Origin of the sequence: Streptomyces tagetis (assembly GCF_018069565.1) — a bacterium.
Taxonomy (GTDB): Bacteria; Actinomycetota; Actinomycetes; order Streptomycetales; family Streptomycetaceae; genus Streptomyces; species Streptomyces tagetis.
Genome location: NZ_JAGPNL010000002.1, coordinates 878,139 through 898,365 on the forward strand (window position 1 = coordinate 878,139; position 20,227 = coordinate 898,365).

A 20,227-nucleotide genomic window follows, 5' to 3' on the forward strand; every position below is an offset into this window, starting at 1 on the left:
TCCGTCCCGTCCGGCCGCCATCACAGACTCCCGTCGAACGAGATCGTCTTGGTCTGGGTGTATTCCTCCACCGCGTCGAGGCCGAGGGTGCGGCCGAAGCCGGAGTTCTTGTAGCCGCCGAAGGGGGCTCCGATGACGCCGGCGGAGCCGACGGTGTTGACGTGGACGTGGCCGGCCTGGACCGCCCGGCTCACCCGCACCGCGCGCCCCACGTCCCGCGTCCACACGGAGGCGGCGAGCCCGTAGGGGGTGTCGTTGGCGACGTCGACGGCCTCGCTCTCGCCGTCGACGGGGATGACCGCGAGGACGGGCCCGAAGATCTCCTCCTGGGCGATGCGCATGGCGGGGTCGACGTGGTCGAAGAGGGTGGGCCGCACGAAGTGCCCGCCGGCCGGGACACCGTCGGGCCGGCCGGCGCCCCCGGTGACCAGGCGGGCGCCCTCCTCGACACCGGCCTCGATGTAGCCGCGCACCCGCTCCAGTTGGCGGGCGCTGATGAGGGGCCCCATGTCGGCGGCCTGGTCCCAGGTGCCGATACGGATCTGCTCGAAGGCCCGGGTGAGGCGTTCGACCAGCTCGGCGTGGACCGCCCGCTCGACGACGACGCGGGAGCCGGCGACACAGATCTGGCCGGTGTTGAAGGTGATGCTCTTGACCAGATGCGGCAGAGCCGCCTCCAGGTCGGCGTCGGCGAAGACGACCTGGGGCGTCTTGCCGCCCAGTTCGAGATGGAGGGGGGTGATGTTGCGCGCGCAGGCGGCCATCACCGACCGCCCGGTCTGCGGGGAGCCGGTGAAGCTCATCCGCCCGATGCCCGCGTGGCCGGCGAGCGCCGCCCCGGCCTCCGCCCCGTACCCGGTGACGACGTTGACGACACCGGGCGGTATCCCGGCCTCCAGGGCGAGCCGGGCCAGCAGCAGCGGGGCCAGCGGCGCCTCCTCGGACGGCTTGACGACGATCGTGTTGCCGGCGCCGATCGCGGGCGCCACGTCGTTGACGAACGCCGAGGCGGGCGCGTTCCACGGGATGATCGAGCCGACCACCCCGTAGGGCTCGCGGACGGTCAGCGCGAGCGTCGTCTGCGACCGGGTGGGCAGCGACCGCCCGTGCACCTTGTCGACGAGCCCGGCGAAGTACCGGATGGACGCGCCCAGCGCGGGCGGCGCCCCGGCCGGGCGGCCCACGTCGAGGCGTTCGAGCGCGTCCACGTCGGCCCCCCGCGCCTCGACCAGGTCGGCCCAGGCACGCAGGAGGTCGGCGCGGGTGGCCGGGCTCAGCCCGCGCCAGGAGGCCAGGGCGTCCGCGGCGGCGCCGACGGCCACATCGACGTCGCCGGCCCGGCCCCGGGCGACGGCGGCCAGCACCCCGCCCGAGGCCGGGTCACGGACCTCGATGGTGTCCCGGCCGGCCGCCGGCCGCCAGGTCCCGCCGGCCAGGAGGGTGCCCCGGGTCAGGGCGTCGGCCAGGATGTCGCCCGCGGCGATGCGCTCCAGCATGTCGTCGTGCTCCTTTCCCCTCCGGTCGGCACTCCGGCGAGGTCGCTGCGTCGGTTCGGGTGGATGAATACCGCGGATACCGCGGATAGACCGCGGATACGGCGGGTGCTGCCGGGTCTGCGTCGTCAGCCGACGGTGACGTCGTCGAGGATGAGGTGGTTGACCGGGTTGACCCGGAAGCCCTTGACGTGGTCGGCCATGGCGAACCGGTTGATCTGGGTGTAGATCCCGGTCGTCCACGACGCCTCCAGCAGCGCCCGGTTGAACTGGTCGTTGGCCGCCTTCTGCTGGTCGTCGGTGATGGCCTGCTGCACCGCGGTCAGCGCCTTTTGGTAGTTCTCCGGGACGCCCTTGCCGAACCACCAGTAGTTGCCCTCACCGCCGCTGAAGCCGCGGTTGGTGGCCAGACTGGCCGGGCTGCGGAACGGGTTGACGGTGATGAACATCGCCGTCTGCACCTTGCCGGCCCGCAACTGGGTGGCGAAGTTGGCGCTGTCGACGTTCTGCAGCCTGAGGTCGAACCCGGCCGCGGCCAGGTCGGCCTGCACGATGGTCAGCCCCTGGGAGACACCGGGGGAGGGCTGCACGACCGCGGTCGCGCTCTTGGTGGAACACGAGGCGGCGATACCGGACTTGGCCGCCGCCGCGTCGAAGCCGACCTCGTCCATCAGCGACGCGTCGTACGCCGGCGAGGACGGCGGGAACGGGCCGGGGACCGTGGTGCCGGTCTTGCCCTGGACCGCCTGGAGGATCTTGTCGCGGTCGACGGCACGCATGACCGCGCGGCGGCAGTCGGCGTCGTCGAAGGGCGCCTTGGTCGGGTTGAGGTAGAAGAGCATGGTGGCGGCCGACTCGGAGCCGTCGATGAGCTGGTAACGGCCCTTGAGCTGCTGGTCGTAGCGCAGCTCCTGGAAGGCGGTGCCGTCCACGTCACCGGACTGCAAGGCGGCCACCAGGCTGTCCTGGTCGTTGAAGAACTGGTAGACGACCTTCTTCACGCTCACCTTGGCGGCGTCGTAGTAGTCCGGGTTCGCCTTGAGGACCATCCGGTCGCCGGGCTGGTAGGAGTCGAGCAGGTAGGGGCCCGAGCCGGCCGGCTGCGTCTTGAGCTTCTCCGGGTCGTTGCCGCCGGACTTCACGACCGGGAAGTAGAACATCCAGTCCAGGACCCGGTCCTCGCCGGTGGGCTCCTTGAAGGTGACCTTGACCGAGTGGTCGTCGACGGCCTGCGCGGAGTCGATGAACGAGGAGACCCCGCCCACCGTCAGCGCCGTCTTGGGATCGGTCGCCCGCTTGACGCCCTCGACCACGTCCGCCGCGGTCAGGGGAGTCTTGTCCCCGAACGTCGTCTCGCGCAGGGTGATGGTGACCGATCTTCGGTCCGGCGCCATCGTCCACTCGGTGGCCACGTCCGGCTTCGGCGTCAGGTCCTTGTCGTACTCGATCAGGTTCGAGTAGAGCGTGCCGGCGATGATGTTGTTCTCCGGCGCCCCGTTGTACGGGTCGAAGTCCGCGAACTGCATGCCGACACCGAGGGTGAGGGTGCTCCGACCGCCGCCGGCGGAATCCCCGCCGGAGCCGCCGGAGCCGCCGCAGGCACTGAGGCCCGTGGCCAGGGCGACCACGGCCGAGACGGCCGTCAGCGCCCGGACGGGACGACGGCCCCGGCCGCCCGGAACGCCGCGCCCGGTCCCGGAACGGAAAACAGTGGAAGTGCTGGAAGTGCTGGAAGTGCTGGGAGTGCTGGGAGTGCTGACCATGGTGCTGTGACTCCGATCTCTCTGAACTCGCGCCCGTCCCCGTGACCCGGGGAAACAGGGTGCGTAGTGCCGGGCCGGCACCCCCGCACGGGCGGGGGACCGGCAACTGCGGTGGTGGAGCGGTGAAGCAGCCGAACGGTGAAGCAGGAGGGCCAGGAGGGCCAGGAGGAACAGGGGGAAACAGGGGAGGTGCCAGGGAACAGGGCCCGCGAAGCGGGCGGGTTCAGCGGAGCCGGATACGGGGGTCCAGGACGGCGTAGAGCAGGTCCACCACCAGGCTCAGCAGCAGGAACACCACCGTGATGAACATGATCGAGCCCTGGAGCGAGGCGTAGTCGCGGCCGTTGACCGAGGTGAACATCAGCTTGCCCACGCCGGGATAGTTGAACAGGACCTCCATGACGACGGCTCCGCCGATCAGGGAACCCAGTTGCAGCGCCCCCACCGTCAGCGACGGCAGCATCGAGTTGCGCGCCGCGTGCCGCACCACCACCCGGACCTCGGAGGCCCCCTTGGACCGCGCGGTGCGCACGTAGTCGCTCTGCATGGCCTCCGCCAGCGACGACGCCACGAACCGCGCCAGGACACCGCCGGAGTAGACACCGAGCGCGAGCGCCGGAAGGAGACTGTTCTGCAGCGCCCCGGCCGGATCGTCGAAGAAGGCGACGTAACGGGAGGAGGCCGGCATCAGCTTCCAGCGGACGCTGAACAGCAGGATCAGCAGCAGCCCGAGCCAGAACGGCGGGGTCGCCAGGCTCAGCGACAGGTACCCCTTGACCAGCCGCCCCGGCCAACTGCGCGGAGCCAGCGCCACCACCGTGCCCAGCGGCACCGCGACCAGCACCACCACGATCATCGCCAGCACGGCGAGCTGCACCGTGGCCGGGATCGCCGTCGCCAGCAGGGACGTCACCGAGTGCCCCGAGGTGATCGAGGTCCCCATGTCCCCCCTCACCACGTGCCCCAGCCAGGTGGCGAACTGCTCCCACACCGGACGGTCCAGCCCCAGACGCTGCCGGATCGCCTCGATCTCCTGATCGCTGGCGTTCACACCGCCCAGCACCGCCGCCGGGTCACCGGGCAGGGCGTAGACGAGCGCCCACACCGCCAGGGCGGCCATGACCACCACCGGGACGAGCTGCGCCAGCCGGCGCAGGACGAAGCCGATCACCTGCGGCCCCCTCTCCCCGCACCGGAGTGCTCCACACCGAGCGCGATACGCACCCGTGCGCCGAGCCGGTCCAGGCAGAGCACGGTGACGATCAGCGCGATGCCGGGAGCGACGCCGTACCAGGGGTTCTGGTACAGGTAGGACTTCGCGGTCTGCATCATGGCGCCCCAGGAGGGTGTGGGGGGCTCGGGTCCGAGCCCCAGGAAGCCGAGGGCGGCGGAGACGACGACCGCGACCGCCGCGGTGATCACGAACTGCACGACGATGGGGCCCAGCACGTTCGGCAGGACCGTCCGCGCCATCGTGTCCGGACTGCGCGCGCCCATCGCCCGGGAGGCGACCACGAAGTCCTGTTCCCGCAGGGCCAGTACGCCGGCCCGGGTCACCCGGGCGAAGACCGGGACGAAGGCGACCCCGATGGCGATGACCAGGTTGAGCCCGGAGTTGCCGAGCACGGCGATGATGACGAGCGCGAGGACCACCTCGGGAAGGGCGAGCAGCACGTCCAGCACCCGCATCGCCACCGCGTCCGCGGGCCCGCGGAAATACCCGGCCACCAGCCCGATCACCACCCCGGCCACCATCGCGAACAGCGCCGCGCCGAAGGCCACCTGGAGACTGGACCGGGCCCCGACCAGGACGCGTACGGCATTGTCCCGGCCGAACTCGTCGGTGCCGAACCAGTGCGAGGCACTCGGCCCCTGGAGCACCGCGGAACTCTGCCGGGCGTAGTCCAGGTCCGCCACCAGCGGCAGGACGTACGAGCCGGCGGCGAGCAGGACCAGCAGGCCCAGCATCACGTGCACCCACCGGTCGTGGGCCAGCGTGGCCAGCACGCCCCGCACCGGCGGTTCCACCGCCCCCGGCGGCGCGGCGGACGCCCCGGAGGACACCTCCCGCCCGGCGGCGCCCTCGGCGCGTGCCTCCTGCCCGACGGCCATCCCCACGCTCACCTTCCCCTCGTACCTCTCCCCGGACCGTGGCTCGGACTTCTCCCCGGGCCTTGCCTGGGACTTCTCCCCGGGTCTTGGCCCGGATCTCTCCTCGGGCCTTGGCTGGGGCTTCTCCCCGGGCCTTGGCTCCGCGGCCCCCGAACCGCTCACGCTCTGCCGGGCGTCGCCCGCGGCGGCGCTCACCAGCCCGCTCCCGCGCTCAGGGCCGCCGGACCACCGGCCGCGCCCGTCCCGCCCGCGCCGGCCAGATGACAGGCGACCTCGCCGGGCAGCCCGTCATGGACCCGCAGCAGCGGAACCTCCCGCCCGCACGCCTCCTCGGCGAGCGGACAACGGCTGCGGAACGAACAGCCCTCCGGCGGATTCAGCGGACTGGGCGGATCACCCTGTAGCGGCGCCCGCCGCCCGCGGCGGGCCACCTCCACCTCCGCACTGGGCACCGACCGCAGCAGAGCCTGCGTGTACGGATGCCGGGGCCGTTCGAAGATGTCGTCACGCCCGGCGAGTTCCACGATCCGCCCCAGGTACATGACGGCGACCCGGTCGCTGACATGGCGCACGACGCTCAGGTCGTGACTGACGAAGAGGTAGGCCAGGCCGAGTTCGGCCTTCAGATCCGCCAGCAGGTTCAGCACCTGGGCCTGCACCGACACGTCGAGCGCGGAGACCGGCTCGTCCATGATGACCAGCTTGGGCCGCAGGGCCAGGGCCCGCGCGATCGCCACCCGCTGACGCTGGCCGCCCGACAGCTCCGAGGGCCGGCGCTCCAGATGGTGGCGGGCCAGGCCCACCTGGTCGAACAGCTCGGCCACCCGCTCCCGGCGTGCCGGACGGCTCCAGCCGCCGGCCAGCCGCAGCGGCTCGGCCACGTTGGCGCCGACGGACAACTGCGGGTTCAACGACGCCTTCGGGTCCTGGAACACCATGGCCATCCGGCGCCGCAGCTCCCGCAGCCGGCCCGCGGACGCGCCGGTGACCTCCTCGCCGTCGAAGACCACCGAACCCGACGTCGGCTCCTCCAGCCGCATCAGCAGCCGGGCCGTCGTCGACTTCCCGCACCCCGACTCGCCGACCAGGCCGACGGTCTCACCGGGACGCACCACAAGGCTCAGCCCGCGCACGGCACGCACCGCCCCGGTCCTGCGCCCGAGGAGCCCCGAACGCATCGGGTACTCCTTCGACAGCTCGCGCACCTCCAGCAGCGCCCCGCCCCCCTCCCGCCCCTCACCACCGGCGGCGGGGGAGGAGACGGCGGAATCGGAGGAGGAGACGGCGGAAGCGGCGGGGGAGGAGACAACGGCGGAGGCGGCGGAAGCGGAGGCGGAGGCGGAGGCAGCGGCGGCGGGCGGTGCCTGGCGCAGGCCCGGCACCTCCCGCTCGGCGAGGAAATGACAGGCCGCCGCCACACCCCCGCGCCCCTCACCGTCGACCACGACCAGCTCGGGCCGCTCGCCCAGACACACCTCACGCCCCGAACGGTGCGCGCACCGCGGCGCGAAGGCACAGCCCTTGCCCAGCAGGTACGGCGTGGGCGGCTGACCGGGAATCGGCGTCAGCCGCGCGACCGGATCACCCAGCCGGGGGATACACGCCAGAAGCCCTTCGGTGTACGGGTGCCGCGGATGCCCGAAGACCCGCGCGAGCGGACCCGTCTCCACCACCCGCCCCCCGTACATCACACACACCCGGTCGGCCATCTCGGCGACGACACCCATGTCGTGGGAGATCAGGACGGTGGCCGCCCCCGTCTCCCGCGCCGCGGTCCGCAGCACCTCCAGCAACTGCGCCTGGACACTGACGTCGACCGCGGTGGTCGGCTCGTCGGCGATGAGCACCTTGGGCCGGTTGGCGATGGCCAGGGCGATCACCGCGCGCTGGCACATTCCGCCGGAGAACTCGTGCGGGTACTGCCGCGCCCGCACCCCGGGATGGGGCACGCCCACCATCTCCAGCAGGGCGACCGCCCGCCGGCGGGCGTCGCCGCGCGAGACGCCGGGCTCGTGCAGCCGGATCATCTCGGCGATCTGGTCGCCGATCCGCTGGACCGGGTTGAGCGCGGAGACCGGGTCCTGGAAGACCATGGCGATGTCCCGCCCGAGCACCCGGCGCCGCTGCGGGGCGGACATCGCCAGCAGGTCCTGCCCCTCGAACAGCACCCGCCCGGTGACCGTGGCCGCCGTGGCCGTGGTGAGCAGACCGAGCGCGGCCATCACGGTGACCGACTTGCCCGACCCGCTCTCGCCGACCACGCCGAGCGTCTCGCCCGGATAGACCTCGTAGGACACGCCCCGGACCGCGGCGACAGCCTGGTCGCCGCCGCCGAAGGCGACGCGCAGGTCTTCGATCGAAAGCAGCGGGGCCGGGCTCCCGGGCCCGTCGCACGGGTCCGGTGCGCCGCCCAGGACGGGCACCGCGGAACGCAGGGACATGGATCACTTCCTCGGAGCTGAGCAAGGAGACGGTCTTACCCTGCGTCCTGCGTCACACGGGAGACAAGGCATGTTTTCAACCTATGCCGCGACATAGATCGTATTTATGCCTTGGCCGATCCGAGCGCCGGAGCGATGCTTAGAGCGGCGTCACGGAGCTCCCGGGACGCCTTCTGCGGTGGACTGAGCGCCAGAACCCTGGACCGGACCACCATCACTCGACTTTATGAAAAGTCCCGAAGGAAAGGCGTGACGTGATCGACGAGGAGTTCACCGTACGCAATGCCGTAGCCGAACGGTTCGCCGCCGCCGACGTTTCCTACGGCATCAACGTCCGCGCCGTACGCTCGGGCGAGATCGCCCACCTCGCCCGCGCCACGGGCCACGACTTCCTCTACATCGACACCCAGCACGCCCTGTTCGACCTGGAGGCGATCGCCGCCCTGACCCAGGTGTCGCTCGGCTGCGGCGTCGCCCCCCTGGTCCGGGTCCGCTCGGCCACCGACCCCGACATCTCCGTCCTCCTGGACGCCGGAGTCCTCGGCATCGTCGCCCCCGACGTCGTCTCCGCCGACCAGGCCCGCGACCTGGTCAAGGTCGCGAAGTACCCGCCCGTGGGCCGCCGCTCCCTGTCCGGGTTCACCGTCCACTCCGGCTACCGGCACGTGCCCACCACCGTCCAGATGCGCGCCGAGAACGCCGGCGTCCTCGTCTTCTGCATGATCGAGTCCCGGGAAGGACTCGACGCCGTCGAGGAGATCGCCGCCGTCCCCGGCGTCGACGGCATCTACCTCGGCATCAACGACCTGCTCGCCGACCTCGGCCTGCCCGGCCAGTACGACCACCCGGCCGTCGACGACGCCCTGGCCCGCCTCGTCACCGCCGCCGGCCGCCACGGCCTCGTCCCCGGCGCCGGCGGCATCCCCCGCCCCCCGTACCAGGCCGCCGCGATCAAGGCCGGCATCCGCTTCCTGACCACGGCCAGCGACCTCGGCCTCCTGCGCGGCGGCCTCCAGCAGGCCCGCGACGCCATCCAGGAACGCCTCTGACCCCACCCCCCGCGCCACAGGCCACCCCGGACCCGCCGCACACCCACCCCCGGCGGGCCCCCGACCGCTTCCCCCTTCGTGAAAGGACGGGCATGCCAGACGCCTTCCCCCAGACGATCGCCGAGAAGGTCCTCACCCGCCAGAGCCGCTCCGGCACCCCGCTGCGCGCCGGCGACACCGTCGACGCGGACATCGACGGACTCCTCGTCGTCATGTACCAGTACTTCCGCAACGCCTACAAGAAGATCGGCTTCCCCGACGGCCCGCCCACCGTGTGGGACCCCGACAAGGTCTTCCTGATGAGCGAGCACGTCCAGCCCCCGCCCGACCTCATCAACGCCTACACCAACCTCGCCGCCCGCCGCGACGCCGAACGCCTCGGCCTGCCCCACTTCATCGACTCCGAACCCGGCGTCTGCCACCAGATGATGCTCGACCACGGCCTGGTACGCCCCGGCGAACTCGTCGTCGGCTGCGACTCCCACACCATCTCCTACGGCGGCATCAACGCCGTCTCCACCGGCATCGGCACCGACGAGGCCGCCTACGTCTGGGCCTTCGGCACCCTGCCCTTCACCGTCCCCGAGACCGTCAAGGTCGTCCTGCACGGCACCACCGCGCCCACCGGCAAGGACATCATCCTCTACCTGGCCGGCCGCTACGGGGAGACCTTCGCCCAGGGCCGCGCCCTGGAGTTCACCGGCCCGCTCGTCGAGCGGATGGACATCGCCACCCGCCTCACCATCGCCGACCACGCCGTCGAGGTCGGCGCGAAGTTCGGCGTCTTCCCCGCCGACGACAAGACCCTGGAGTACGTCCGGGCCCGCACCGACAAGCCCTTCACCCCGGTCGGCGCGGACGAGGGCGCCCTCTACGCCCAGGTCATCGAGATCGACTGCGACGCCATCGGCTACCAGGTCGCCAAGCCCTTCCGCTTCGACAACGTGGTACCCGTCGCCGAGGTCGCCGGCATCCGCATCGACCAGGCCCGCGTCGGCTCCTGCGCCAACGGCCGCCTGGAGGACATCGCCGCCGTCGCCGAGGTCATGGCCGGCCACCGGGTCGCCCCCGGCGTGCGCTTCTACGTCTCGCCCGCCTCGATGACCGTCTACCGCCAGAGCGTGGAGGCCGGGCACATCGCCGCCCTGCTCGCCGCCGGCGTCCAGGTCGTCGACCCCGGCTGCTCGATCTGCCAGTCCCCGGGAATCGTCCTCAACGAGGAGACCTGCATCAGCTCCACCACCCGCAACTACCGGGGCCGCTTCGGCGGTTCCCAGACCGCCCAGGCGCAGGTCTACCTCGCCACCCCGGCCGTCGTCGCCGCCTCCGCCATCGAGGGCCGCATCGCCGACCCGACCCCCTACCTCACCCGGAAGGAGACCGCCCATGCCTGACCCCACACCCCCCGCACACCCGGCCCCCCACACGGGACGGGTCTGGCTGATCGGCGACTCGGTCGACACCAACCAGCTCGCCGGCGGCGGCCTGGCCGGCAAGGACCGCCAGGACACCCTGCGCATCAACTGCCTGCGCGGCCTGCGGCCCGACTTCACCGACCACGTCCGCCCCGGCGACATCCTCGTCGCCGGCGAGAACTTCGGCTGCGGATCGGCCCGCCAGAGCGCGGTCGAGGCCCTCCAGCTCTGCGGCATCTCCTACGTACTGGCCGAGTCCGTCGCCCGTATCCACCGCCGCAACAGCATCGCCCTCGCCCTGCCCACGATGACCGTCCCCGGCATCACCGGCCTCGTCACCGACGGCGACCGCATCGAGATCGACGAGAGCACCCTCACCGTCCGCAACCTCACCCGCGGCGGCCACCTCCCCCTCCCGCAGACCCCCGACAGCGTCCGCGAGATCTACCGCGCCGGCGGCATGCTCCCCGTCATCGCCCACCGCCTCGCCGCCCAGGGAATCCACCCCCCGACCACCCCCTGACCCCCGCCCCCCATCCGGCCCCGGCCCGGACCACCGAGGCCGGACACCGAGGCCGGACGGGGAAGCGGAGGGGAAGAGGAGGGGAAGAGGAGGGGGAAGCAGACGGGGACCGGACGGGGAAACGGACGGGGAAGCGGACGGGGACGCCGCAGCCACCGGTGACAAGCCCCCCACCGACAACGGCCCCGACCAGGCCCGCCCCCACCCGCCCTCACGACGTACGGTCGAGCAGGAACGCCACCAGCACCTCCAGCTCCCGTACCGCCACCGCCTCCAGCCGCACCCCGGCCAGACAGGCACGCGCCGCGTCGAGCCGCTCCCGCGCCTGCACACGGGCGGCAGCCAGCCCACCCGCCTCCTCCACCAGACACGCCGCCCGCGAGGCGACCGCCCCCTCCAACGGCTCCGCCCCCTCCAGCAGCACCGCCAGCTCACGGGCGGCCGGACCACCCCCGGCGAGCGCCGCGAGCACCGGATACGTCTTCTTGCGGTGCCGCAGATCCCCGTGAACGGGCTTGCCCGTCACCTCCGGATCACCCCACACCCCCAGCAGGTCGTCCACCACCTGGAAAGCCACCCCCAGATGCCGCCCGGCCCCGTCGAACGCCGCGACCGTCCCCGCCGGAGCCCCGCCCAGCTCCGCACCGAGCGCCGCGGCACACCCCAGGAGCGAACCGGTCTTCTGCTCGGCCATCACCCCGTACGCGTCCGGCCCCACCGCACCCGGCCCCCGCCAGGGCAAAGACTCGAACCGCAGATCGTCCGCCTGACCCCGCACCAGCGAAGTCAGCGCCACAGACAGCCGCCGCACCGCGGCGGACACCCGCTCTCCCGGCGCCTCGGCGAGACTGCGCACCGCCAGCGCGTGCAACGCGTCCCCGGCCAGCACCGCCGGCCCCACACCGTAGGAACACCACACCGCCGCCCGCCGCCGCCGTACCGGGTCACCGTCCATGATGTCGTCGTGCACCAGCGAGAAGGCGTGCACCAGCTCCACCGCGACCGCCGCCGGCCCCGCCACCTTCCCCTCCGCACCCACCGCCTCGGCCGAAAGCACCGCCAGCGCCTGCCGCAGCCCCTTGCCCTCGGACGCCGCGGGATCGGCGGCCCCGCTCACATCACGCCACCCCAGGGCGTACGCCGCCATCTCACCGGTCCACGCGTCCAGCCGGCCGACCGCCTCCACCAGCCCCGGACGCACCAGCTCCCTGCACCGCGCCAGAACCCCCACCGCACCACCCGACACCGACACCGGCCCCGGCCCCGTACCGGGCACCGCACCCACCGGCACCACCCCCACGGCACCCGCACCCGCCGGCGCAGCAGCCGACGCCCCCACCACCCCGCTCACCGCAGACCCGCCACATCCGCCACCGCCAGCGCCTGCGCACGCGACCGGGAAAGCCCCGCCGCCCCCGCCCCCGCCCGCACCCGCGGCAACGGACCCACCCCCAGCTCGACCGCGGCCTTCTCCACCATCTCCCGCGCGTGACGCAGCCCGATCCCCTCCAGCAGCCCCCACAGCTCCACCAGATCCGCCACCGTCTCCGCCTCCCCCCGCAGCCCGAGCCGGGACGACGACTTGGCCAGACCCAGCCGCGACAACGCCGTGCCCCGCGGCTCCGCCATGTCCCCGAACTCCTCCAACGCCCGCGCATACCACCCACGGGCCTCCTCATACCGACCCGCCCGATACAGGACATTGCCGCGCATCTTGTGATTGAAGGCGAGAGCACCCCGCAAATTCATGGAACGACACGCCTCCTCACCCCGGGACAGCAACGACAACGCCCGCTCCACCTCCCCGTCCCGCACCGAGACCACATCGGCCATCCCCCGCAGCGCCCACGCCCAGCCACGCCGGTCCTCCGCCCGCTCGGCTATCTCCGCCGCCTCCTCGAACAGCGCCAGAGCCCGGCCGAAGTCACCGGTGTTGCGGTGCATCTGCGCGATCCCCTCCAGCGCCCACACCGTGTGCCGGGCCTCACCCCGGCGCCGCGCCTCCGCCAGCAACTGCTCGTGCAACTCCTCCACCGCCGCGTAATCCCCCTGGATACGCCCCGTCTCCGCGAGCCCCGCCAGCGAATACCCCCGCACGACGACATCACCGCCGCGCTCACCCCACTCCGCCGCCAGCCGCAGCAGCCGGTACGCCAGCCGGAACGCGCCCCGCTGCCGGGCCAGAGTGCCCCCGCTCCACAACGCCCACGCCATCGCCCCCGCGTGGTTCGCCGCGCGGGCCGCACGGTAACTGGCCTTCCACGCCCGGTCGGCCTGCTCCGTGCGCCCCAGCCGCCGGTACGCCTCGGCGACCGCGAGCCCGCACCGCGCGGTCTCCCGCAGATCACCGGCGTCTTCGGCTGCCCGCAGCTCCTCCAGCCCCCGGGCCAGGACGTCCGGCAGCGGCGCGTTGACCGACAAGGACCCCAGCGCCCCCTGGTACTCCGCGGCCGACGCCTTCGCCCGGCCCCCCTGCCCCACTTCCGCCACGCCTGCCCCCCGCTCTGCCCGACCCGACATACGCCCACCTCCGGACCGCTCACCGTTGATCACGACAACCGTCAAGACGACGCCCCAGAGCGGGGGTTCCGGAAACGGGACGATGTCCTCCGACAAGCGGGCGGCCCGTCATCCTCAGGTGCCGCCCACCCCCGCCCGGGTCCCCCCACAGGGGGACCGCGCACCGGCCACTGGCCGGACAGCACCCCCTCACCGTCCACCCCGCCGATCCGGAATGCCGTACGCGCCAGGGGAGTTGACCCCCGCATGAAAGCCATCGGGATCGACACGTTCGGCGGACCCGAGGTCCTGCGGGTACGGGAACTGCCCACCCCGCGGGCGGGCGAGGGCGAAGTCCGCATCCGGGTGCACGCGGCCGCCGTGAACCCGACCGACGTCATGCTCCGCACCGGCGGCCACGCGGTACGCATGAAGGACAGCACGCCGCCGTTCGTACCGGGCATGGACGCGGCGGGGATCATCGACCAGATCGGCCCCGGCGCCGACGGCCGCCTCACGGTGGGCCAACGCGTCATCGCCCTGGTGCTGTTCACCGGCCCGCACGGCGGCGCCTACGCCGAGCAGATCGTGGTGCCGGCCGCCTCCGTGGTCCCGGCGCCCGGGGGAGTGAGCCTCGCCGAGGCGTCCACGCTGCTGATGAACGCCGCGACCGCCCGCCTCGCCCTGGACACCCTGGCGGTGCCGGCCGGCTCCACCCTCGCCGTCACCGGCGCGGCCGGCGCCGTCGGCGGATACGCCGTCGAGCTGGCGAAGGCCGACGGGATGAGCGTCATCGCCGATGCCGCACCGCAGGACACCGGCCTGGTGACCGGCTTCGGCGCCGACCACGTCCTCCCACGGGGAGACGGCTTCGCCGCCCGCCTGCGCGCACTGTGCCCCGCCGTTGTCCCCGCCCTCGTCGACGGTTCGGCGCAGACCACCGCCGTCGTGCCCGCCGTCGCCGACGGCGGCGCCCTGGCCGAACTGCGCGGCTGGAGCGGCCCGGCCCCCCGCGGCATCCGGGTCCACCCCGTGATGGTGTCGGACCTCATGACCGACACCGCGGTCCTGGACACCCTGCGCCGCCAGGCCGAACGCGGCGTGCTCAGCCTGCGCGTCGCCGAGGTGCTGCCCCACCACCAGGCCGCCCGCGCCCACCGCCTGCTGGAAGCCGGCGGCCTGCGAGGCCGCCTGGTACTCGACTTCTCCTGACCGGCGCCCTGCCGGAGGTCGGGCCCCGGCCGGTGGCGGCCCGGCCCGGCCCGCACCCTCCGCCGCACGTTCACCGCGACTCCGGAAAACAGCACCCCTCCGGCCGCCCCGCGGCCATTGACGGCCGCCCCGCGCACGCCTACCGTGCCCTCACCCCGCGCGGCGGACACGAGCCGACCGGTGACGGGGCCCGGGGGAAATGGGGGGCAGGCGATGAAGGCAGTGCTCCAGGAACGGTTCGGACCGCCCGGCACCCTGCGGCTGCGCGAGATCGACCCACCCCGGCCCGCGACCGGCCAGGTACTGGTCCGCGTACACGCCGCCGCCCTCAACCCCTACGACTGGCACATGATGCGCGGCGACCCCTACGCGGCACGGCTGCTGGGCGGCACGGGACTGACCCGCCCCAAGTCCCGGGTCGCCGGCATCGACGCGGCCGGAGTGGTGGAGAGCGCCGGCCCCGGCGTCGAAGGACTCCCGCCCGGCACCCCGGTACTGGGCTTCTGCCCGGGAGCGTTCGCCGAATACGCCTGCGCCACCGCGGAGTTGGTGACACCCAAACCCGAGCGCCTGACCTTCCGGCAGGCCGCGGCCGTGCCGATGGCAGGGGTGACCGCACTGCGCGGCATCCGGACGGTGGGCCGGGTCCGGGCCGGGCAGCGGGTCCTGGTCAACGGAGCGGGCGGCGGAGTGGGCACCTTCGCCGTACAGATCGCGGCCGCACTGGACGCCGAGGTCACCGGAGTGTGCAGCGCCGGCAACACCGAACTGGTGCGCTCACTGGGCGCCGCCCACGTCATCGACTACACCCGCGAGGACTTCACCACCGCCCGCGCCCGCTACGACGTGATCCTGGACAACGTGGGCACCCACCCACCGGGCCGGCTGCGCCGGGCGCTCACCCCGGCCGGGGTCCTGGTGGCCAACGGCGGCGGCTCACCCGGCCGGGTGTTCGGGGCGATCGGCTCCATGCTGCGAGTGGCCGCGCTCGACACGGTCACCCGGCACAGGCTGCGCCCGATCGTCCCCGCGACCCCGGCCGGCCCGGCCCACGAGGACCTGCTCGCCGTGACCGCGCTCATCGAGACCGGCCGGGTCACCCCCGTCGTCGGCCGGACCCACCCGCTGGCCGACACCGCCGAGGCCATGCGCCACGTGGAGGCGGGCCACTCCCGCGGCAAGACCGTGATCACCGTCCGCTGACGGGAAAGTCACCTGTTCGTGTCGACCACCGGCACTTCTCGAAATCCGGGGAAGCCCCTGAAATCAAGAGGGGAAACCTTTGTGCGTCGAATGGGCTACCCGAAATGAGTATTGCCAGCCGTCCGGCGGAATTCCTACTCTGCCCACGGTTGACTTTATGCGGTCGACCACGGAAAACGAACGGAGAAAAGCATGGTCCGATTCAGGAGCTTCTCCTCGCGCCTGTGGGCCGCCGCGGCCGTCCTGGCGTGCACCGCGGCCACCGCCTCCATGACCGCGAACCCGGCGGCGGCCGACTCCGACCAGTGCCCGTCCGGGTCCTTCTGCGTATGGGAGCAGTCCAGCTACCGGGGCGACTTCCGGCACTACACCTCGTCGAACCCCAACGTCGGCGACTACATGAACGACCGCATGACCTCGTACTGGAACCGCACCGGCAAAACGGTCAGCGTCTACGAGCACTCCAACTACGTCGGCTGCATGTTCACGATCGCTCCGGGCCAGTCCGAAGCGGCCGTGGCCTCGCACTTCAACGACAAGATGACCTCCCTCCGCATCGGCAGCGGCTGCTGACCCACCCGAAGACGACCCGCCCGGCCCTTCGGGCCCCAGCCCGCTCCGGGCCGGGGCCCGAAGGCCGCCCCGGACCACGACAGCCCTCCTCGGCCACGGCGCCGCCGGCACGGTCAGCCGATGAGCGCCCCGGCCGCCGCCCGCCCGCTCCGGACGAAGAGCGACAGGACGGCTCCTCCTTCGACGCGAAGAGCGCGTAGAGTCGGCACCAGCCGAGCACGACCGTTCTCCTTGAGGGGGAAGGCGCCTGTGAGCGAGGTCCGACCGCCGTTTCCGCCGTTCACCGAAGAGACCGCGCTCCGGAAGGTGCAGGCGGCCGAGGACGCGTGGAACACCCGCGACCCCCACCGCGTGGCATCCGCCTACACGCCCGATTCGGTCTGGCGCAACCGGGACCTGTTCGTGACGGGCCGTGAGGAGATCGTCCGCTTCCTGACCGCCAAGTGGGAGCGGGAACTCGACTACGCCCTGCGCAAGAGCCTGTGGGCCTTCCACGGCAACCGCATCGCGGTCCGCTTCCAGTACGAGTGGCACGACACGGCCGGCCAGTGGTGGCGCAGCTACGGCAACGAACTCTGGCAGTTCGACGCGCACGGGCTGATGGAACGCCGCGAGGCCGGCATCAACGACGTCCGCATCACCGAGGCCGACCGCAGAATCCTCGGCCCCCGCCCCGAAGCGGAACACGGCACCGACATCCCCCTCCGGTGACCTGAGACAGCCCCGCCTTCACCGGAACCGGCCGGCCCGCAGCCGAATCACGGCCACAGCAGGTGGCGTTGCCACCGGCTCGCGGCGTCGGGGCGTTCGTAGCGCAGCCGCTCGTGCAGGCGTCCCCTGTCCGCCTGCCAGAACTCGACGTGGACCGGGGCGAGGGTGTAGAGCGTCCACGCCGGGCTGACCAGAGCGCGATCCGACTCGACACGGGCCAGCGCATCCCGCAACGCCCGCCGGCGTTCCTCCGTATCCGCCAAGTGGTCGCTCTGACGGCCCAGCAGCGCCTGGGCCCGAGCGGAGAGGGACCGGGCGAGCAGGTCCGCGGCGCTCTGCTCCGAAGAGGCGGCCTGGACGGTGCCGCGCACACGCACCTGACGCCCCTGAAGGGGCCAGTAGAAGGTGAGGGCCGCGCGAGGCCGCCCGGCCAGTTGGCGGCCCTTGGGGCTGCCGGCGTGTGCGGCGAACTGCCAGCCGGCGTCGTCGACGTTCTTGAGCAGGAGAACCCGCGCGTCGGGACCGCCGTCCTCGCCCACCGTCGACAACGTCATCGCGTGCGCGTCCGGCACCCCTGCCGCAACCGCCTCCCGCAGCCAGCACAGGAACAAGCCGACCGGGTCCTCCGGGGCCTGACCGGGGTCGAAGTCCGCCAGCGGCCCCGCGAACACCTCCAGCCCCCGCAGCCACAGCCGCACGTCCTCGCCCCGGCCCGCACCACTCTCGCTCTCCATCACACCCCTCGATCGAAGTTTTCCCGCACCGGGGACACGGCAGCCCGCCCGGTGGAATCCTCGCGGGGGAGACAGGCCCCCGCACCGCCCCTCCAGCCGAAACCAGCAACCAGCAACCAGCAACCAGTGAGGACCCCCATGCCCGATGAGTCCGCCCGCGCCGCACGACTGCTGGAAGCACGGGCCCAGGCCGTCGAACTGTTCACCGAGGTGAGCGCCCGAGAACTGATCACGCCCGGCAAGCGGGAGCGCATCGTCAGCGACGAGATCCGGGACCTGGCCCACGAATTGTTCGGCACCACGCGGTACTGGCACAAGAGGATCGTGCGGTGCGGACCCAACACCCTCAAACCGTACGCGGACAATCCGCCCGACCGCGTGATCGGCGCCGACGACATCGCCTTCGTGGACTTCGGGCCGATCTTCGACCAGTGGGAAGCCGACTTCGGCCGCACCTACGTGCTCGGCGCCGACCCCGCCCGGCTGCGGCTGCGCGATGCCCTTCCCGCACTGTTCGCCGAGGGCAAGCGCTACTTCGACAGCCACCCGGAGCTGACGGCGGCGGACATGCACGCGGAGATGGAACGGCTGGCCCGGGACTCCGGATGGGAACTGGGCAGCTGGCACGCCGGGCACCTCGTGGGGGAGTTCCCGCACGAGCGGCTCGAGGACGCGCTCGTCCACTCGTACATCACGCCCGGCAACGACCTGCCCCTGCGCCGGCGGGACCGCTCGGGCCGGCTCTGCCACTGGATTCTGGAAATCCACCTGATCGACCGGGACGGCGGCTTCGGCGGGTTCCACGAGGATCTCCTCGACCTGTGAGAGACGGCGCGCACCGCCCTCGCGGCGACGGACACCGGCCCCGGAGGGCAGGGCCGTCCACTGCCTGCCGGTCGGCCCGGACGGCGGATCGGCGGCACGAGACGGTACGGTGCACGCGGAAAGATCCTTCCCGCCGGAAGCGCACAACCCTGGGCAAGCCCCATCACCCAGGGCCGGAAGGGACTTTCACTGCCCGGATCAAGGACACAAGAGGCGGGGGAACGAAGTGAGAACGCGGAAGAGAATCACGGCCGGGCTGGCGACAGCGGTCAGCCTCGGACTCGGCCTCGCGGCCTGCACGACGGAGACGACAGAGCCCCAGCCGGCCGACAAGAAGCCCGCCGCCGAGACCACCGAGGCCGCGCCGTCGAAGCAGGCATGGGAAGCGCCGCAGTCCTGCACCGGCCTGAACCTCCAGCCCGGCGCCACACTCGACGGCGCACCGCTCGGGAAGTGCGTTTCCGAAGCGCTGTCGAGCCATGGCTCGGGGAAGATGCACATCACCGCCGACACCTTTGGCGACGTCGAATTCACCTATGACCCCGAATACAACTTCCAGGGTGAGCTGACCGGCCCCGACGGCCCGATCAAGATGGCCTTCATCGACGGAACCATGTGGATCGACCAGGGGAACGGCCCCGTCAAGGGCGACAAGGAATCGGACGATCCCGAAGAGCAGCTCGTCGCGGCGACCGGCGAACTCTACCGAGTCTTCTCCGACGTCAAGTACACCGCCGAAATGGTGCAGTCGCAGCCGGTGTGGAAGGTGGACGAGGCGAAAGACAAGATCGAGCTGCCCAACGGTGAATCCGTGGAGCCGTACCGGATCACCAGCGACGGTGCCTTCACGTGGAACGGGTTCCCGGTGAAGGACTTCATCCTCTGGTTCGCGAAGGACTGGACCCCCGTCGGTGACCAGGCCACCGTGGAGGTCGCCGGCACACAGGCAACCCACACCCAGCACTTCTACGACCTGGGCGAACCGGTCGACATCACCCCCCTCGGATAACACCGGCGCACGCACCCGCCCCGCCTCCGGCAGCGAGGACGTCCCGCGGCCCCGGGACGGCACGCTCACCGTGGTGCGGGGCGGGGGCCCCGTACAGGCCCCGGGGCCGTCATCATGAGCCGGCGTCAGAAGAGTCCCGTTGCCAGAGCATCTCCAGCCCCAGCACGATCGCGCACAGCACCGCCACGGACCCGGGCCCGGCCACGAGCGCCACATGGATCGGACTGCGCTCGTCCGGCAGGAAGAGGTCGACCCAGCCCAGGGTCAGGGCCAGGGCAGCGGCGATCCCGCCGACCCGGGACGCCCATTCGAAGAGGTGAGCGTGCCACGGCTGTGAAGCCGCCGATTCCCTCGAACGTACGTCGATGCTGAAGAAGATCAGCAGAACGGCGAGGAAAGAGATGAGGCTGACCATGTCGGCCGACGGCATCTGGCGCACACCGCGACCCTAGTCGATCACCCCCGCGAAAGCCGCGGAAGCCGCAGGTGCCGCAGCCGCACGCCGGGGGCACTGCCGAGCGGCCGAGGCGCCGATGAGCGAAGCGGAGGGGCCTCTCTCATCTCCTGTGGCCGTGTCACTGGTGCGTGACAGCGTTGTCCGGGTGCGTCGACGCGGGCACCTCTGGGGGTCCGGACCCCGTCATAGTGGTCGAGCGACCTACGGA

At 72.3% G+C, this 20,227-nt stretch carries 18 protein-coding genes; 9 read left to right on the forward strand and 9 right to left on the reverse strand.

Features of this window, described 5'->3' with window-relative positions; genetic code table 11:
• Window positions 1-20 precede the first annotated feature (20 nt).
• From J5Y05_RS11930 to J5Y05_RS11950, 5 genes are all read right to left on the reverse strand, one after another.
• Window positions 21-1,496 (reverse strand): aldehyde dehydrogenase family protein, encoded by a 1,476-nt coding sequence (locus J5Y05_RS11930; RefSeq protein ID WP_210871321.1) that lies wholly within the window; start codon window positions 1,494-1,496, stop codon window positions 21-23.
• Window positions 1,497-1,621: 125 nt separating this feature from the next.
• The gene (locus J5Y05_RS11935; RefSeq protein WP_210871323.1) at window positions 1,622-3,019 is read right to left on the reverse strand and encodes an ABC transporter substrate-binding protein; all 1,398 of its coding nucleotides are present in this window, start codon (window positions 3,017-3,019) and stop codon (window positions 1,622-1,624) included.
• Window positions 3,020-3,479: 460 nt separating this feature from the next.
• Window positions 3,480-4,427 (reverse strand): ABC transporter permease, encoded by a 948-nt coding sequence (locus J5Y05_RS32235; protein WP_210871325.1) that lies wholly within the window; start codon window positions 4,425-4,427, stop codon window positions 3,480-3,482.
• The gene (locus tag J5Y05_RS11945; protein ID WP_247614441.1) at window positions 4,424-5,368 is read right to left on the reverse strand and encodes an ABC transporter permease; all 945 of its coding nucleotides are present in this window, start codon (window positions 5,366-5,368) and stop codon (window positions 4,424-4,426) included. Before J5Y05_RS11945 ends, J5Y05_RS32235 begins: the two co-directional genes overlap by 4 nt.
• A gap of 191 nt (window positions 5,369-5,559) precedes the next feature.
• On the reverse strand, window positions 5,560-7,809 hold the full coding sequence (locus tag J5Y05_RS11950; RefSeq protein WP_210871327.1) for a dipeptide ABC transporter ATP-binding protein: 2,250 nt from the start codon (window positions 7,807-7,809) through the stop codon (window positions 5,560-5,562).
• A 254-nt stretch (window positions 7,810-8,063) separates the two neighbouring features.
• Here J5Y05_RS11950 and J5Y05_RS11955 point away from each other — a divergent pair, with 254 nt between their 5' ends.
• From J5Y05_RS11955 to J5Y05_RS11965, 3 genes are all read left to right on the forward strand, one after another.
• The gene (locus tag J5Y05_RS11955; RefSeq protein WP_210871329.1) at window positions 8,064-8,858 is read left to right on the forward strand and encodes an HpcH/HpaI aldolase family protein; all 795 of its coding nucleotides are present in this window, start codon (window positions 8,064-8,066) and stop codon (window positions 8,856-8,858) included.
• 92 nt (window positions 8,859-8,950) lie between these two features.
• Window positions 8,951-10,252: a 3-isopropylmalate dehydratase large subunit gene (locus J5Y05_RS11960; RefSeq protein ID WP_210871331.1), complete on the forward strand. Its 1,302-nt coding sequence runs from the start codon at window positions 8,951-8,953 to the stop codon at window positions 10,250-10,252.
• Window positions 10,245-10,796 carry a LeuD/DmdB family oxidoreductase small subunit gene (locus J5Y05_RS11965; RefSeq protein ID WP_210871333.1) on the forward strand — a complete coding sequence of 184 codons (552 nt, stop codon included), beginning with the start codon at window positions 10,245-10,247 and terminating at the stop codon, window positions 10,794-10,796. Before J5Y05_RS11960 ends, J5Y05_RS11965 begins: the two co-directional genes overlap by 8 nt.
• A 211-nt stretch (window positions 10,797-11,007) precedes the next feature.
• Here J5Y05_RS11965 and J5Y05_RS11970 read toward each other — a convergent pair whose 3' ends face one another.
• The gene (locus J5Y05_RS11970) at window positions 11,008-12,048 is read right to left on the reverse strand and encodes a polyprenyl synthetase family protein (RefSeq protein ID WP_307853860.1); all 1,041 of its coding nucleotides are present in this window, start codon (window positions 12,046-12,048) and stop codon (window positions 11,008-11,010) included.
• A 95-nt stretch (window positions 12,049-12,143) separates the two neighbouring features.
• Window positions 12,144-13,316, reverse strand: coding sequence for a tetratricopeptide repeat protein (locus J5Y05_RS11975; RefSeq protein ID WP_210871335.1), 1,173 nt, complete (start codon window positions 13,314-13,316; stop codon window positions 12,144-12,146).
• A gap of 246 nt (window positions 13,317-13,562) precedes the next feature.
• On the opposite strand from J5Y05_RS11975, the gene J5Y05_RS11980 reads away from it, so the two are divergent.
• The 4 genes from J5Y05_RS11980 to J5Y05_RS11995 all read left to right on the forward strand — a co-directional run bounded on the left by J5Y05_RS11980 (window position 13,563) and on the right by J5Y05_RS11995 (window position 16,994).
• The gene (locus J5Y05_RS11980) at window positions 13,563-14,507 is read left to right on the forward strand and encodes an NADP-dependent oxidoreductase (protein ID WP_210871337.1); all 945 of its coding nucleotides are present in this window, start codon (window positions 13,563-13,565) and stop codon (window positions 14,505-14,507) included.
• 213 nt (window positions 14,508-14,720) lie between these two features.
• Window positions 14,721-15,710, forward strand: coding sequence for an NAD(P)-dependent alcohol dehydrogenase (locus J5Y05_RS11985; RefSeq protein WP_210871339.1), 990 nt, complete (start codon window positions 14,721-14,723; stop codon window positions 15,708-15,710).
• A 192-nt stretch (window positions 15,711-15,902) separates the two neighbouring features.
• Window positions 15,903-16,283 (forward strand): peptidase inhibitor family I36 protein, encoded by a 381-nt coding sequence (locus tag J5Y05_RS11990; RefSeq protein WP_210871341.1) that lies wholly within the window; start codon window positions 15,903-15,905, stop codon window positions 16,281-16,283.
• Between the two features lie 249 nt (window positions 16,284-16,532).
• Entirely contained in the window at window positions 16,533-16,994 is a 462-nt protein-coding gene (locus J5Y05_RS11995) for a nuclear transport factor 2 family protein (RefSeq protein ID WP_210871343.1), read from the forward strand.
• A gap of 47 nt (window positions 16,995-17,041) precedes the next feature.
• Here the strand turns inward: J5Y05_RS11995 and J5Y05_RS12000 are convergent, their stop codons facing one another.
• Window positions 17,042-17,728 (reverse strand): pyridoxine/pyridoxamine 5'-phosphate oxidase, encoded by a 687-nt coding sequence (locus J5Y05_RS12000; RefSeq protein WP_210871344.1) that lies wholly within the window; start codon window positions 17,726-17,728, stop codon window positions 17,042-17,044.
• A gap of 138 nt (window positions 17,729-17,866) precedes the next feature.
• Here J5Y05_RS12000 and J5Y05_RS12005 point away from each other — a divergent pair, with 138 nt between their 5' ends.
• Together J5Y05_RS12005 and J5Y05_RS12010 are read left to right on the forward strand one after the other, a co-directional pair.
• On the forward strand, window positions 17,867-18,553 hold the full coding sequence (locus J5Y05_RS12005) for a M24 family metallopeptidase (RefSeq protein ID WP_210871346.1): 687 nt from the start codon (window positions 17,867-17,869) through the stop codon (window positions 18,551-18,553).
• Window positions 18,554-18,779: 226 nt separating this feature from the next.
• Window positions 18,780-19,562, forward strand: coding sequence for a hypothetical protein (locus tag J5Y05_RS12010; protein WP_210871348.1), 783 nt, complete (start codon window positions 18,780-18,782; stop codon window positions 19,560-19,562).
• A 112-nt stretch (window positions 19,563-19,674) separates the two neighbouring features.
• Here the strand turns inward: J5Y05_RS12010 and J5Y05_RS12015 are convergent, their stop codons facing one another.
• The gene (locus J5Y05_RS12015) at window positions 19,675-19,992 is read right to left on the reverse strand and encodes a hypothetical protein (RefSeq protein WP_247614606.1); all 318 of its coding nucleotides are present in this window, start codon (window positions 19,990-19,992) and stop codon (window positions 19,675-19,677) included.
• Window positions 19,993-20,227: the final 235 nt, after the last annotated feature.

Bases quoted from the DNA above. Each gene is read 5' to 3' on its own strand.
- J5Y05_RS11990 (WP_210871341.1), top strand. From the start codon at position 15,903: ATGGTCCGATTCAGGAGCTTCTCCTCGCGCCTGTGGGCCGCCGCGGCC.
- J5Y05_RS11930 (WP_210871321.1), bottom strand. From the start codon at position 1,496: ATGCTGGAGCGCATCGCCGCGGGCGACATCCTGGCCGACGCCCTGACC.
- J5Y05_RS11960 (WP_210871331.1), top strand. From the start codon at position 8,951: ATGCCAGACGCCTTCCCCCAGACGATCGCCGAGAAGGTCCTCACCCGC.
- J5Y05_RS12005 (WP_210871346.1), top strand. From the start codon at position 17,867: ATGCCCGATGAGTCCGCCCGCGCCGCACGACTGCTGGAAGCACGGGCC.
- J5Y05_RS11980 (WP_210871337.1), top strand. From the start codon at position 13,563: ATGAAAGCCATCGGGATCGACACGTTCGGCGGACCCGAGGTCCTGCGG.
- J5Y05_RS11945 (WP_247614441.1), bottom strand. From the start codon at position 5,368: ATGGCCGTCGGGCAGGAGGCACGCGCCGAGGGCGCCGCCGGGCGGGAG.
- J5Y05_RS11935 (WP_210871323.1), bottom strand. From the start codon at position 3,019: ATGCAGTTCGCGGACTTCGACCCGTACAACGGGGCGCCGGAGAACAAC.
- J5Y05_RS11985 (WP_210871339.1), top strand. From the start codon at position 14,721: ATGAAGGCAGTGCTCCAGGAACGGTTCGGACCGCCCGGCACCCTGCGG.
- J5Y05_RS11950 (WP_210871327.1), bottom strand. From the start codon at position 7,809: ATGTCCCTGCGTTCCGCGGTGCCCGTCCTGGGCGGCGCACCGGACCCG.
- J5Y05_RS12000 (WP_210871344.1), bottom strand. From the start codon at position 17,728: ATGGAGAGCGAGAGTGGTGCGGGCCGGGGCGAGGACGTGCGGCTGTGG.
- J5Y05_RS11965 (WP_210871333.1), top strand. From the start codon at position 10,245: ATGCCTGACCCCACACCCCCCGCACACCCGGCCCCCCACACGGGACGG.
- J5Y05_RS11975 (WP_210871335.1), bottom strand. From the start codon at position 13,316: ATGTCGGGTCGGGCAGAGCGGGGGGCAGGCGTGGCGGAAGTGGGGCAG.
- J5Y05_RS12015 (WP_247614606.1), bottom strand. From the start codon at position 19,992: ATGCCGTCGGCCGACATGGTCAGCCTCATCTCTTTCCTCGCCGTTCTG.